This window comes from Paenibacillus cineris, from assembly GCF_018333335.1.
In the GTDB taxonomy this organism is placed as follows: Bacteria; Bacillota; Bacilli; order Paenibacillales; family Paenibacillaceae; genus Paenibacillus_AQ; species Paenibacillus_AQ favisporus.
In genome coordinates this window covers 25,346-38,666 of sequence record NZ_BORU01000005.1, presented here as the reverse complement: position 1 = coordinate 38,666, position 13,321 = coordinate 25,346, and the positions used below count along the sequence as shown (strand labels likewise).

The window sequence follows — 13,321 nt, the reverse complement described above, 5'->3', positions numbered from 1 at the left end:
ACTCCAATACTGGACAGCACGCGCATTGGAACGAACTCGAGCCGCTGTCCAGTCAGCATCAATATATCCTGTGCTTCTCTATATCTTCTGCAATTCAAGCCATTCTTCCATCTTGGGGATGGATTCTGCATAATGCTTAATAGCACCCAGGGTTATGGAGACCTGCTCTGTTCCGGTCTTCTGTTCTTCTTCATCCGTACATTCGATCCACAAAGACCGTTTCAGACTATATTCCAGCCATTCCAGTTTGGACAATAACCCACCAGCCAGAATCAGCCTCCAATCGGATGAAATGCGCCCCTGAGCTGTTTTATATCCTTGTATAAAAGCTGAAAACTTCTCCTTCTGTATCTCACCCTTCTCACTTTCGGACCAATAAACCGCAGTTTCCAGTAAGTCCAGCGACGAATTTTTATAACCGGCGGATTCCCAGTCAATCAGTATCGGTTCATGACCTGACCACAGTACGTTTTTCGGGTCCAAGTCCCCATGCGTAATCACCCATTCAGAAGAAAGCCCGTTCACCGATTCGATGGCGGCTTCATTCCACCGATGTAAATGTTCCATGCTTTCGAGCAGCTGACCGGTCCACTCGGCATGGTTTTCTTGTCCTTTCTCCAAATAGAAGCTCCAATCCGTTAGAGCAGAATTGGAGAATCGCGGAGTTTCGATGCCTAGAGCAGAAAAGTCGATCCGATGCAGCTTTGCTAGAATGTCACCCATTTTTTCGCAATGAGTCGTGTCTATTTCACCATGCTTCAGGCTGTTTTCGCTGGTCCAATCAAAAACAAGATAATACCTGTCCTCTAATCGCTGCAGCGACTCCCCGTCAAACTTCTTTGCGGGAAGCGCAGGAATGAATTTTGCCGCGTAATTCGCAATCCGCTCAGACAAGATGTAGTTGTTCACTGCAGTTGGTCTGGTCATAATCTGCGGATTTAATGCCTTTACGGCATATTTGCCTGTCGCAGTTTCCAACGCGTACATTTTGTGAAGCAGCCCACCGGTAACCGGTACAGGGTCCGATTGCAATTCGCCTAACTTCAACGCATGGCACAATTTATGAAATTCGGAGATACTCGATTTCTCATGCATGCTTGCACAGCTCCTTTTGGGGGTATTCGGAAACTATAAAACAGATGGGTTCATCCCGTTAATGAGTTCAGCGTCCTCAAAACTTAATTTCCTGTAATTCCACATGGGCTCCCTCCGTCGGCTCGCATTCATACTTGAATTTTACCATAAGCTTCAGGTATGGAATGGCTATAACCAAACTAAACTGTCCCGCTTTCGGGGAGTTCAAACCTGATCCTTGCGAATCCGGATTTAAATCAAACAGCTGTGACCCGGATAAATCATAATAAAAAAACAATAAGCTCCGATTGGCCTGTTGAACCCAGTATCCGATCGGAGCTTTGTCATTTAAATTATTCCGCTTGTTAAATTTATCTTCCCGTTCAGTCTAAACGCCGGGCGACATGAAGAACAGCGCCCCAATGGCGGCGGACCGACGAGTCCGGACGGCTGTTCAGGCGAACCCGGATTTCGCTGAAGAGCTTCTCACGCTTCCGTTCCTCCATAAGAATGTGGTCGGAGAACGTTTTTAGAAGGTTAATGTATTCTTCCGCATGATAGATGCGTTCCCAGTCGAAATGCCGAACATGAACGACCTCAAACAGGCCGCTTTGCCCGATCTCTTCCCGCTGCTCCTGCAGTTCCCCCGGCCTTGGCCAGTCGGTGTCTTTCGGTTTGCCCTCGCCCAATTCATCGTATACGTCTTGGATTTCACGGAAGAACGGATCCCCGTCGTCCGGAAAAACGTGAGTAGCGTTCCAAAAAGCCAAATGTCCGCCGGGACGCAGGACCTGCCATGCCTTGGAATACCGAACCTTCGGATCAATCCAGTTCCACGCGGTGGCGGCAAATACCAAATCGAATCTTTTCCAGTCCTCGGGCTGCCACTCCTCGAAGCCCCCCGTTATAATTTCGGCATCCATTCCGGTGAGGTTGCGGCGGGCTGCTTCCGCAAGATCCGTTCCAAGCTCCACGCATGTCATGTTGAATCCACGTTTGGCTAACGGGAGGGTTGCCTTTCCTGTCGCACAACCGATTTCCAGCAGACGATCCCCCGGATGCAAATTAGCCGCACGGACCAGATCGTTCAGCAGTGCATCTGGGTATTCCGGCCGCGCCTGCTGGTACAGGTCTGCCGCCTGCTCAAAGGTTTGACGCAATGTTTTATAATCATGTCTAGCGTGCATGATTGCCTCCTTAATACGCTGCTTCTGTCACTTTTTACTTTCGAAATCATTGAGCTCGTTCAAAGCTTTCTCTATTCGCCGCTGTCTGGTTTCCGGTGTCTTGGCATCCTGAATGCTCAGAACAAGGCGCCGTCGATTACTATAAGACATGCTCTCAAAAGCGGCCTTCGCCACCCCGTTATGCGACAATGCGGACAAGAAATCATCCGGCACGGCTAGTTCACGCGGTTCCGTATCCAGCTCCAACTGAACCTCCAGTTTGTCGCCGGCGGCAACCTTTGCTTTCTTCCGATGCTCCGTGCTGACCGGAATCAAAAATCGTCCGCCCATTACTCCAATCGTAGTCCGGTACGCGTACCCCCGGATCGTAACACGAACCGCAGGCTTTTTTCCAGAGCCTAAGCTTCTGATTACTTCCTCCGGCACCTCAATTCCTGTTGCGGTCTTTCCGTGCAGCTGCAGGTCGGCAGTAAATGTTACCATATCGCAACCTCCTCAATATTTTTTTACCCCTTCAAGTAGTCGACCAATACAGGTACCAATGCGGCCGGTTTCACGATATGCGTTTGACCGGGAAGCACTTGATGGGTTGCATTCGGCAAAACCTGTGCAAGCTCCTTCATGGAATTTCGCATCCATTCCGGGCTCTTGCCGCCAACGGCAACAAGCGTGGGGACAGAGACGCTCGACCATTTTTTCAACGTCTCCTTACTCCCTTTCTGCTGCCCGATCGTCAGTATGGTGTCATAAGGAAGCGTATGGGCGACCGACTTAAGCTTGGACCAGGCAGGCATCATCGGCATCATGGCCACGACCGGGGCCGGCAGTCCGACTCCTTTTCTCATAAACAGCTTGACTGCTGCACCCCGGCGATTGGCTCTAATCAGTTCATCCATTTGTGCAGCGTACTCATCCGGCACAGCTTCACGGCTACCGTCCGTAACAAAAGGCGCTTCGTATAACGCCAGTTTTTTTATCGACGAAAGCTGATTTGCCGCTTCAAGGGCAAGCGCTGCCCCCGAGGATACGCCGTATACAAATACATCCTCTCCTGCTTCTTCAATCACAGCAGAAAGGTCCTCAATCTCGCGATCCACTCCATAAATAGCATGATCTCCACTTTCACCGCGCCCTCTACGGTCATAGGTATACACGGTAAAATCCTGCTGCAATGCAGCTGCCAAGGCACTGCTCGGGCCATTCCCCCGGCTGCACAGCGCACCATCGACCAGCAGGAGCGGCGGGCCGCTTCCAACCTTGTCGTAAGCAATGCTCGTGCCGTCTTTCGAAGTGACCGTTCTCATAAGGCAAAGCCTCCTTGCTTCGTTTTTTGTCCTCTACCAATACAACGAACGCGGCTCACCATAATCGACAAATACACGATCTTTTATGGATTTTTTTCTATAGATTTTTTAACAAACCGATTTTGACTCGTTCAACGAAACGAACTATTGTTCCGTATATAATGCCAGGTTCTCCAAAGTGGACCTTAAACCGACGTCGTGATCTTCTTTCCGGATCCCTGCCGGCACGTTCTCGCATACGATCGTAACCACCGTGCCTTTCGGGTCGGCTGCTAAAGTCCATGTCATGATCATCTCTCCGGCAAAATGAGGATCATCAGACTCGAATACAACAGCCTGTACAATACGCTCGTCCGGGACGAGCTCCAGGAACGTTCCTTGGACGACGTCTGTATCCTCAGAGGTCTTCCCTTGCGTTGTGCCGTCGTTCTCTAAATAAGTCAGCGACATCCGGTAAGTTCCACCCGCCACGGGGTTGAACTCGAAAATCCGGCCCTTCATCCCCTCCGGAGGAAGCCACATTACTAAAGCCTCAGGGTCCACGAACGCATTATAAATCGTTTGCGGCGATGCTTGGATCGTCCTCGAGGCAGTGTCGATTCGCTTGTTACTCGAATGATTGGTCATGGGTATCCAACCTCCAATTTCACAAAAAAGGATCTATCAGCCCACATGTTTTGCTAACGTCATCGTAGCACAACTATCAGGTTGTTATTTCTTGCGAATTGCTTTTATCCCGTCCAGCTAAAAAAGCAATCGGACACCCGGCAGCCGTTAAAAGATGGGCTGACTCCAAGCTATTAAAATCCTCTTCTCGCATCAATCCATATTATGGTATAGTAAAAACTAGTAATCTAGGTCTATGGAACCATAAGGTTTGCTGAAGACCTAGATATTTTGATGGAACCGGCTTTCAATTACCGCAGCCGGATCGATACAAGAACGCTGGGGGGAGCAGGGTGTATTGTCATCAGTGCGGGGCAAAGTGTGCTCCGGAACAGAAAATATGCGGAAAGTGCGGAGCAAGATTATTGACGAAAGAAGTACGGCAGGCCGTTCTTGAGGTGGCCGCGGGCACTGAGGCCATCCGGCTGCCTCAAGCTGCGGCAGGCAAGCCGGGAGATGATCAGCGCCCGGCACAGGCGGCCGTCACCAAGGGGGGAAGCGGCCGGGTATTCCAGTGGATCATCCCTTTTCTGCTTGCCGGAGTGGTTGCCCTGGGTCTTACACTCTATTACAAGTATGAGCAGTCCGTGAACCAGGAAGTGATGGCGCTTCAGCAGCAAGCCAAGAAAGAGGCGTTGGCCGGAAGGTATTCGGAGGCGGTCCAGCTGCTGGAACGGGCCGAAGAACAACGGCCGCGCTTCGCCGCACTGACCCGGGACCGGGAGCTTGCGGCCAAGGCCGCTCAGCTCAAGAATCAACTCGACGGCGCTTCGGCACAGCTTAAGGCCAAGAAGCTGGATGAAGGGGAAAAAGCGCTGAAGCAAATCGCGGAAATGATCGGCAAGCGGCAGGAGCCGCTGTTCGCGCCGCTTCAGAAATCGCTGGCGGCGGATCAGGTCATGCTGACGGTGCTTCGCATCAAAGGCCAGCTGGACAAGCTGACCACAGTCGATGCGCTGGCCGACAAGCTTGATACGGTCCGCGGCCTCAGCGGTCAGGAAGCGGCGGCCGTCAAAGCGCAGATTATTAACAAAATCGCCGGAATCAGTTATTCGTCAGCCGAAGAGAAGCTGCGGAAAAAGGATTTTGCCGGAGCGCTGGAAGCGGTGGACAACGGGCTGTCCTACGCTGCGGACAATCCGAAGCTGACGTCGTACCGGAAGCAGATTTCGGAAGCGAAGCGGGAGTTTGAGGAGGCTGAAGCGAAGCGTATTCAGCTGGCCCAGCAGAAGGCAGCTGAAGAAGAATTGAACAACCGGACCGCGGCCGTTGATGTATCCGGCGTTACGGCCGTGCTGGACGATTACGGCGATCTGACCATTTCCGGGACGGTCACGAATACCGCGACCCGCCCGATCTATTCGGTCAGCGTTTACCTCCATATTTACAGCAGCTTCTCCGGTGCCTACATAGGCGATGCTTATGCCAACGTTTCCCCGTTCAGACTGGAACCAGGGGAATCAGGGAGCTTCTCGACATCTTACTATGGGGTCTACGAACAAGCGGAAGTCTCGGTTGATAACGCATCCTGGTATTTGGAATAGGGGGCAGGGAATATGAGTAAAGGCATTTGGATCAGCGCACTGGCCTCCCTGATCATCCTCGGCTTGGGAGGCGGCGGGACGTATTTCATTCACAGGACGGCCGAGAACGAGCTTGGCGGGGCGCCGCTGCTCGCGGTGCAAACGGCAGCCAATGCAGCCACTGCAGCGGCCGTGACGAAAGAAAAAAAGACGCGCAAGGAGATTATCGAGGACAGCCAGATACGGGTCGTCACGATCGAAAGCGGAGACGGACTCGGCTCCGGATTTCTATATAACGATCAAGGTGACCTGTTAACCAACGCCCATGTCGTAACCGGGTCACAGCAGGTAACGGTGCGGACGCTGAATCACGAAGAATATAAAGGAACCGTCATCGGGATCGGAGCCGATACGGATGTTGCGGTCGTTCGCGTGCCTGAGCTTAAGAAACTCGCCCCGTTTCCCGTAGCCGAAGGCTACAAGGCGGAGGTCGGGGACGAAATCCTCGCGCTCGGCAGCCCTTTGGGTCTGGAAAATACGGTAACGACGGGGATTATCAGCGGACTCGGCCGCAGCTTCGATATTGATCCGTACACCTACAGCAATCTGTACCAAATCTCTGCGCCGATTACCCACGGCAACAGCGGCGGACCGCTGGTCAATGCAGAAACGGGTGAAGTGCTGGGTATCAACTCGGCGGCTGTGTCCGAGGGACCGGGAATCGGGTTCAGCATTCCGATCTCCAGCATTCTTCAGCAGGCCAGGGAATGGTCCAAGACCCCGATGGCCGAGCTTCCGGCTGGGGACGGCGGAGATGAGTACGGTACGGACAGCGACGGAACGGTCGCGGACGAGCGGGACATTGTCGCTTTCTTCTATCAAAGCCTGAATAACGGCGATTACGTCACGGCGTATTCCCTGCTCGGCAGCGAATGGCAGAGCGGGATCAGTTACGAGGATTTCCGGGCGGGATATTTGAATACCGGTGATATAACGCTAGGCTCCTTGACGCTTGAAGAGCAGGACGACGGCGCATTGGTCAGCGTGGATATTACGGCTGAGGAGCGGCGTAAGAGCGGCACCGTCTATCAAGGTTACCGGATGAGCTATTCGGTCGGATATGAGAACGGAGAATTGAAAATATTGCACGGCAAAGGGGAGAAGCTTTAAGTTTCTCCGCCCTGGAACTGCTCCTGTCCCTTGTGGATAGGGGCTCATTATTTACGGGAAGCGCCGGTCGAAAGCTCCATCTCTTCCTTGTGGCCTTTCCACTCGACGGTAACCTGAATGGTTGAGTCCTCCAGCGGAATAGCGCCGTTGCCTCCGGATCCGCTAACGATGTCCCTGTTCCCTGACAATTTTTGTTCCCCGCTCCCACCCATCGTTGTGCCGGTGAATTTATATTTCACTCTCCCCACGTTAGCCGGGTCTTTCCCTTTGTACCGGATTTGGAACCGCTCCATATGATCTTCTCGATTCATTTTGGTAATTGTATAGCTTGCAGACCAGGTTTTACTTTCGCCAGTAAATTGAATCACGGAAGGATGACTTAGACATCCGGATAACATCGCAAGAGTAATGACCCATAAGCCAATGAGCACCTTCTTCATTGAAATCCCTCCCCGCCATTCTAATGAAGTATATACATAGAACGCGGTAAAATCGGAGTAGTTGGCGTAAACCTTCAATTAAACTGAAAAAGGCTAATGCATGAAAAACCGACGCCGCAGGGCATCGGTTTATTTTCGGAAAGGCAATGTGTCCACTTACTCGTCCCAATGCGAGTGAAGAACCAAATCACAGAAGTTCGGACGTTTGTATCCTGGCAGCAGCCGCTCGCATACATCCGATTTGATGTTGCCGAATGTCGTTTCCGGCTTGTGCTTGAAGCCTTCCAGAAAAGCGTTCAGAATCTTGCTTTTAAACTGGTTCCGCGGGAACGCCGTTACGATTTGCTCACGAATCTCCGGCGTAATCACATCAAAATTTTCTCCCATGACATCATAACCGACACCTGAATAAATCAGCGCAACTTCCGGCTCCTTATACTGCGCAATGCCGATCGTCGTGTGCAGGGCGACGGCATCCCAGACGCGCCGGATCGACTCTTCCGGAACCTGATGCGATTCCAAAAACTTTCTTGCCGCATTGGCTCCGTCAACCTCAAACCGCTTGTCAGGACTGCTGAAGTGATTGGTTAATCCCAAATCATGGAACAAAGCACTAATATACAGCAGCTCGGCATCATACGTTATTCCAGCCTGCTCCCCCTGTACGGCACCAAACAGATATACCCGATGAGAATGATTCCACAGCAAATCATCCCCATGATCCCGAAGCAGCTCGGCAGCCTGTCTGGCTAATGCGCTGTCCGGGATTTTTACATGACCGATGGATAAGGACATTGTCATACACCTCGCAAAAAAGGATTGTGTTGTTGATGCCCTCATTGTAAAATGCAGTATACGATAGATCAATGTTATGATTTCTATAATAATAATAGATAAACCACATCATTTGGACACTCATAGCATTCATACACTCATCATGCCATCCTACAACTCGGGAGGAAACGAATCATGGAGATACGGCAATTGGAATATTTCCAAGCGATTTGCGAGGAGCTTCACTTTACGCGGGCCGCAGATAAATTAAATGTGACCCAGCCTACGCTGAGCCATCAGATCAAGTCGCTTGAAGACGAAATCGGCACCCCTCTTTTTGACCGAATCGGGAAGAAAATCGCGTTGACCGAGGCGGGGAAGATCCTGAAGTCGCATACGGCTGTCATTTTCAACGCACTCCAAAGTGCAAAGGACCAAATGAACGAGCTGCAAAGCGGAGATCGTGGAACGCTCGCCATCGGCTCTCCCCCCGGGGAGTTAAATCATTTGGTGTCCTCGCTTCTGGTTGATTTCAACCAGAAATATCCGAACGTTACGGTCAAAATCGTTGAATCCGGAAACGTTACGGAGAAGGTACTGAATAATGAACTCGATGCGGCCGTGACCATTCTGCCCGTCGACGATGACCGGCTGGACAAAATCCCTTTATACTTCGAACAGTTTTATTTAACCGTCTCCTCCAGCCATGAGCTTGCCCAGCGAAAAGAGATTAGCTTTACCGAAGTGGACCGGCTGCCGTTGATCCTGCTTCCCGGGAACCACAAGTGCCGCCAGCTAGTGGACGCGACCTGCCGCATGACCGGCAAACAGATGACCCCCTTCGTTGAAACCAATTCCATCAGCACCATCTTCAATTTGGTTAAATCGGGTGCCGGCGTCAGCATCTTATCCAAATCACTGATCGATCTGAACCGTGACGGTGCGATATCCGCAATCCCTATCGTCAATCCCACCTTATACCGGCAGATCGTCATCATCATGAATAAGGATAAATTTTTAAGCCACGCGGCCCGAGCGTTTATTTCCCTTCTTCAGCAATTTGTGGAAAATAACAAGTTAGGCAATCCGGTCCCCCATGCGGTGTTGGAGAGCTAGATCCCGCTCGTGATCGCGCTAATCTTTTCCCGTCCAACACGAAAACTGCCGCATTTGAACGGTACCCCCACTGGTTCGACATCGGCTAACCATTGGAGGTGCACTTCAACTTCGCGGCAGTTCGTTGTTAGGTTTACCCTTTGACCGAGCCGATCATCATCCCTTTCACAAAGAAACGCTGCAGGAAGGGATAGAGTGCCAGTACCGGAACGCTGGCGACCATGATGAGAGCATACTTGATGAGTTCCGCGTACCGCTGGGCTTCCACGATCGTTTCCGGGTCCACGACGGCATCGGTTCCGTGGGCCGACATCTGGCTGGAAATCAGGATGCTGCGCAGGATTAACTGCAGGGGATACAGATTCGCATCGTGCAGATAAATCAGCGCGCTGAAAAAGGAGTTCCACTGGGAGACCGCGGTAAACAGCGCCATGACCGCAATGATGGGCGCCGACAGCGGAATGACCATGCTGAAGAAGAAGCGGAAGGTCGAGCAGCCGTCGACCTTGGCCGATTCCAGCATTTCTTCCGGCAGCGTATTTTGGAAAAACGTCCGCACCACGATGACGTAATACGCCGATGCGGCTGTGGGCACAAACAGCGCCCAGATCGTGTCGACCATGCCCAAATTTTTGACCACCATATAGGTCGGGATCATGCCCCCGCTGAAAAACATCGTAAAGACGATCAGCACCATAAACACATTCCGCCCGTCCAGCTCCTTGCGCGACAAGGCGTAGCCGCCCGGGATCATGATCGCTAAGCTTAAAACGACGTCCAGCACCGTGTACAGGAACGTATTCGCGTAACCTCTCCATACGTCGTGGTTCTGGAGGATGATGCGATAGCCTTCCAGCGTAAACCCTTTGGGCCAAAGGCTGACGTTCCCGGAATTGACGGCTGTCGGTTCGCTGAACGAGGAAATGACGATGAAATACAAAGGATACAGGACAATCAGCAGAATAACGGACAGTATCGTATAGTTGCACAGGTCAAACACTTTGTCGGCACGGGAACGGGCAATCCTTGCGGTATGGTCGAATGCATCCGTTTTAGCCATGAGCGCTCCCTCCTAGAACAAGCTTTGCTGCTTCAATTTTTTGGCGAGCTGGTTCATCGTCAGCAGCAGGGTAAAATTGATGAGGTTGTCAAACAGGCCGATCGCCGCCGAGTAGCTGTACTGCGCGCCGACCAAGCCGGTCTTGTACACATAGGTTTGAATCACTTCCGACGAATCGATATTCAAGGAGTTCTGCATCAGCAGCACTTTCGAGAAGCCCAGGGAAGCAAAGTGCCCCATTTTGAGAATGAGCATGATCATAATGACAGGCATGATCGTAGGCACGTCGATATGGCGCACCCTTTGGAATTTATTGGCCCCGTCCATAATCGCAGCTTCATGAAGCTGCGGATCGACAGACGTCAGGGCGGCCAAATAGATGATCGCGCTCCAGCCCGTCGTTTGCCAAATCTCCGAGATGACGTACATCGGTTTGAACCAGGCCGCTTCGCCGAAAAAATTGATCCGTTCCCCGCCGAAGAGGTCGATCCAATGGTTGATCATCCCCGTGCGCGGATTCAAGAAAATGTACAGCATGCCGACCAAAACGACGGTCGAAATAAAGTGCGGAGCGTAAGTAATGGTCTGAACCCATTTCTTGAAGCGGAGCCGGGCGACCTGATTCAGCAGGAGCGCGAACACGACCGCGATCGGAAAGGCAAAGACCAGGTCGTACAGATTGATCAGCAGCGTATTTTTGAGCGTATTCCAGAATTGATAGGACCGGAAGAAACGCTCGAAATGCTCGAACCCCACCCAGGGGCTCCCCCAAATCCCGTCTATGGCGCGAAAATTTTTAAAAGCGATCTGAAGACCGTACATGGGCGCGTACTGAAATATCGCGAAATGCAGCAAAAGCGGCAGCAGCAGCACGTAGAGCTGCCAGTTGCGGATGACCCGCTGCCACAGCGAAGCAGCCTTCGGTTTCGCGGGCTTCTCCAGCTGTGCGAGCGCCGTCCTTTCGATTTTGGTGTTCATCGTTATCAACCGTCCTTTACGTTACGCGGGGCCGGAAACCAGCTCGCTAACGGATGTTAGGGGCAGTTTTCTATTTGGCCAGGTTCGCTTTATTCGTATCGTAACCGTCCTGGTACACCTTCGTATAATCGCTCAGCCCCATTTTGTTCAGCGTCTCCAGGTACGTATTCCACTCTTCGTCGATGCCGCCTTTGGCGATCCATTGGGCTTCCATTTTGTCCGTATACGTTTTGATATCCGTCTGATACTGCTCGATGCTCTTGTACTGCGCGTCCGTGAACATAATATTCGGGTACACCCAAGGCTTCATGTAAGGTACCAGAGCTTCGTACCACTCGTCAAAATCGGGATCCAGCTGCCCGGGCTCCGCTTTCGGCAGAATCTGCTTGTCGCGCATTTCCTGCGAGAAGCCGTAGACGAAGTCATTGTAAGGCGTCTCTTTGACCTTCCATTCGCCGGCCGTATAGTTGTCCGGATTCGGGATGGTGTCATACGTGCCGTCAGCCAGCTTCTTCAGACGGTTCGGGCCTTCGCGAAGCTTCATGGACATTTCCGGTTCGTAAGCCCGGTCGACCCATCTCATCGTCGCCTCGGGGTACGGGTTGACCTTCGTGATGACGAACATGCCCGGGGTCATCTGCAAATTGTTGCGCGGGGTGATCTGGGAGCCGTCCGGCCCGGCGAGCGGGATCATCGGCGAACCGTAATCCCACCGGTAGTCCGCATTGGTGATCTGGTCGGCGCTCCAGGCGAAGAATGCTCCAACAGACGCTTTTTTGCCGGAGGATACTTTGGCGATCAGCTGGGTGGAGTTTTGCGTCATGCTGTCCGGATCGATCAGCCCTTTTTCATACAGCGAGTGCAGGTACTTGACCGTATTTTTGAACTCCTCCGTCGCTCTGACGAATACTACCTTGTCATCCTGCACGATAAAGGTTTCATCGATCGTATTGAAGGATCCGAACAGGTAGCCGAACCCATACTGCGAGTCACCGAAGACGCCGGTCAGCGGAATTTCGTTATTCGGATTGCCGTCTCCGTCCATGTCCATCGTTTTGAATGCCTCGAGTGCCTTCGTGAGCTCCTCCGTCGTCTCCGGCATTTCCAAGCCGGCCTTCTTCAGCCATTCCTTGTTCACCCACAGCGTATTCCCGTCGGCATGCTTATACTCCGACATGTTGGCCATCGGCAGGGAGTAAATATGCCCATCCGGAGCTGTGATCGCCTGCCGTACTTCCGGGTATTTGTTCAGAAAATCCGTCAAATTCGGCGCGTATTTCCCGATGAGATCCTCCAGCGGAATAAACATGCCGTCTGCGCCTCCCGTCACGACCTGCGAGCTGCTGAGCTCCAGCAGCACGTCGGGAAGATCGCCGCTGGCGATAATCAGGTTGCGCTTTGTCGCCCAATCGGTACCCGGGCTGAGGTTCCACTTAATCTGAACATTGGTCCCTTCGTTGATTTCCTTCATCGTCTCAAGCTCATTCCAATTCGTTCCCGTTCGTTCATCATAAGTACCGGCAATGGTCAGGGATATCGGCTTATCGACAATCGGCAGCCCTGTCTCATGAAAGCCCGCGGACGAGCCCTTCGAATCGCCGCCCCCGGAACAGCCCGCCAGCAGCAGGATGGCGCTTAACACGGCCGCCATGGAACCTGCACGTTTGTTACGCATGTTCACGATCGTATTCCTCCTCAAGGCTTGTTTTGACATGAACAACATGTTGGAAAGCTTTCACCCACATGTTAGCAACCTCCGCTCGGATGAGTCCATGCACGCTCTTTTACTGTACATGTATTTTGTTTCAGCAAAGTCAGGGCCTTGTTGGCGGAACGTCAAGTTTTGGAGAAGCATCCCGAATGTTGTCACCTTTCCTTCCCACCCCTGAAACAAAGTGCATCCCCAATGAAGGATTACTGCATGTTCATGCATCTTTGCCCCTCGTATAATGAAAACCAATTCACGCTTCTTAAGCGGTGCACGGCTTAGTGGGCTGTGTCCATCCGCGGAGATTCAATGAGAAAGTAG

At 52.2% G+C, this 13,321-nt stretch carries 13 protein-coding genes; 3 read left to right on the top strand and 10 right to left on the bottom strand.

What is annotated here, in order from left to right:
• Positions 1-78: 78 nt before the first annotated feature.
• The 5 genes from KI379_RS29530 to KI379_RS29510 form a co-directional block, all read right to left on the bottom strand.
• Positions 79-1,095, bottom strand: coding sequence for a phosphotransferase (locus tag KI379_RS29530; RefSeq protein WP_212985809.1), 1,017 nt, complete (start codon positions 1,093-1,095; stop codon positions 79-81).
• A 362-nt stretch (positions 1,096-1,457) separates the two neighbouring features.
• A complete protein-coding gene (locus KI379_RS29525) occupies positions 1,458-2,261 on the bottom strand; it encodes a class I SAM-dependent methyltransferase (protein ID WP_212985808.1) in 804 nt (267 codons plus the stop codon).
• Between the two features lie 27 nt (positions 2,262-2,288).
• Positions 2,289-2,744 (bottom strand): YdeI/OmpD-associated family protein, encoded by a 456-nt coding sequence (locus KI379_RS29520; protein ID WP_076173525.1) that lies wholly within the window; start codon positions 2,742-2,744, stop codon positions 2,289-2,291.
• 23 nt (positions 2,745-2,767) lie between these two features.
• On the bottom strand, positions 2,768-3,565 hold the full coding sequence (locus KI379_RS29515; RefSeq protein ID WP_076173524.1) for an alpha/beta fold hydrolase: 798 nt from the start codon (positions 3,563-3,565) through the stop codon (positions 2,768-2,770).
• A gap of 144 nt (positions 3,566-3,709) precedes the next feature.
• Positions 3,710-4,192 (bottom strand): SRPBCC family protein, encoded by a 483-nt coding sequence (locus KI379_RS29510; protein WP_212985807.1) that lies wholly within the window; start codon positions 4,190-4,192, stop codon positions 3,710-3,712.
• Between the two features lie 404 nt (positions 4,193-4,596).
• Between KI379_RS29510 and KI379_RS29505 the strand changes: the two genes are divergently transcribed.
• A complete protein-coding gene (locus KI379_RS29505) occupies positions 4,597-5,775 on the top strand; it encodes an FxLYD domain-containing protein (RefSeq protein WP_212985806.1) in 1,179 nt (392 codons plus the stop codon).
• 12 nt (positions 5,776-5,787) lie between these two features.
• A complete protein-coding gene (locus KI379_RS29500; RefSeq protein WP_212985805.1) occupies positions 5,788-6,924 on the top strand; it encodes a S1C family serine protease in 1,137 nt (378 codons plus the stop codon).
• A gap of 47 nt (positions 6,925-6,971) precedes the next feature.
• On the opposite strand, the gene KI379_RS29495 is transcribed toward KI379_RS29500, so the two are convergent.
• Both KI379_RS29495 and KI379_RS29490 read right to left on the bottom strand, forming a co-directional pair.
• Positions 6,972-7,364 (bottom strand): hypothetical protein, encoded by a 393-nt coding sequence (locus tag KI379_RS29495; protein WP_212985804.1) that lies wholly within the window; start codon positions 7,362-7,364, stop codon positions 6,972-6,974.
• 156 nt (positions 7,365-7,520) lie between these two features.
• Entirely contained in the window at positions 7,521-8,159 is a 639-nt protein-coding gene (locus tag KI379_RS29490; RefSeq protein ID WP_089548594.1) for an HD domain-containing protein, read from the bottom strand.
• A gap of 174 nt (positions 8,160-8,333) precedes the next feature.
• Between KI379_RS29490 and KI379_RS29485 the strand changes: the two genes are divergently transcribed.
• A complete protein-coding gene (locus tag KI379_RS29485) occupies positions 8,334-9,254 on the top strand; it encodes a LysR family transcriptional regulator (RefSeq protein ID WP_212985803.1) in 921 nt (306 codons plus the stop codon).
• Positions 9,255-9,387: 133 nt separating this feature from the next.
• Here KI379_RS29485 and KI379_RS29480 read toward each other — a convergent pair whose 3' ends face one another.
• The 3 genes from KI379_RS29480 to KI379_RS29470 form a co-directional block, all read right to left on the bottom strand.
• Positions 9,388-10,314: a carbohydrate ABC transporter permease gene (locus KI379_RS29480; RefSeq protein WP_212985802.1), complete on the bottom strand. Its 927-nt coding sequence runs from the start codon at positions 10,312-10,314 to the stop codon at positions 9,388-9,390.
• Between the two features lie 12 nt (positions 10,315-10,326).
• On the bottom strand, positions 10,327-11,292 hold the full coding sequence (locus KI379_RS29475; RefSeq protein ID WP_212985801.1) for an ABC transporter permease: 966 nt from the start codon (positions 11,290-11,292) through the stop codon (positions 10,327-10,329).
• Positions 11,293-11,362: 70 nt separating this feature from the next.
• On the bottom strand, positions 11,363-12,967 hold the full coding sequence (locus KI379_RS29470) for an extracellular solute-binding protein (RefSeq protein WP_244879511.1): 1,605 nt from the start codon (positions 12,965-12,967) through the stop codon (positions 11,363-11,365).
• Positions 12,968-13,321 lie beyond the last annotated feature (354 nt).

Bases quoted from the DNA above. Each gene is read 5' to 3' on its own strand.
- KI379_RS29490 (WP_089548594.1), bottom strand. From the start codon at position 8,159: ATGTCCTTATCCATCGGTCATGTAAAAATCCCGGACAGCGCATTAGCC.
- KI379_RS29500 (WP_212985805.1), top strand. From the start codon at position 5,788: ATGAGTAAAGGCATTTGGATCAGCGCACTGGCCTCCCTGATCATCCTC.
- KI379_RS29525 (WP_212985808.1), bottom strand. From the start codon at position 2,261: ATGCACGCTAGACATGATTATAAAACATTGCGTCAAACCTTTGAGCAG.
- KI379_RS29480 (WP_212985802.1), bottom strand. From the start codon at position 10,314: ATGGCTAAAACGGATGCATTCGACCATACCGCAAGGATTGCCCGTTCC.
- KI379_RS29495 (WP_212985804.1), bottom strand. From the start codon at position 7,364: ATGAAGAAGGTGCTCATTGGCTTATGGGTCATTACTCTTGCGATGTTA.
- KI379_RS29530 (WP_212985809.1), bottom strand. From the start codon at position 1,095: ATGCATGAGAAATCGAGTATCTCCGAATTTCATAAATTGTGCCATGCG.
- KI379_RS29515 (WP_076173524.1), bottom strand. From the start codon at position 3,565: ATGAGAACGGTCACTTCGAAAGACGGCACGAGCATTGCTTACGACAAG.
- KI379_RS29485 (WP_212985803.1), top strand. From the start codon at position 8,334: ATGGAGATACGGCAATTGGAATATTTCCAAGCGATTTGCGAGGAGCTT.
- KI379_RS29470 (WP_244879511.1), bottom strand. From the start codon at position 12,967: ATGCGTAACAAACGTGCAGGTTCCATGGCGGCCGTGTTAAGCGCCATC.
- KI379_RS29510 (WP_212985807.1), bottom strand. From the start codon at position 4,192: ATGACCAATCATTCGAGTAACAAGCGAATCGACACTGCCTCGAGGACG.
- KI379_RS29520 (WP_076173525.1), bottom strand. From the start codon at position 2,744: ATGGTAACATTTACTGCCGACCTGCAGCTGCACGGAAAGACCGCAACA.
- KI379_RS29475 (WP_212985801.1), bottom strand. From the start codon at position 11,292: ATGAACACCAAAATCGAAAGGACGGCGCTCGCACAGCTGGAGAAGCCC.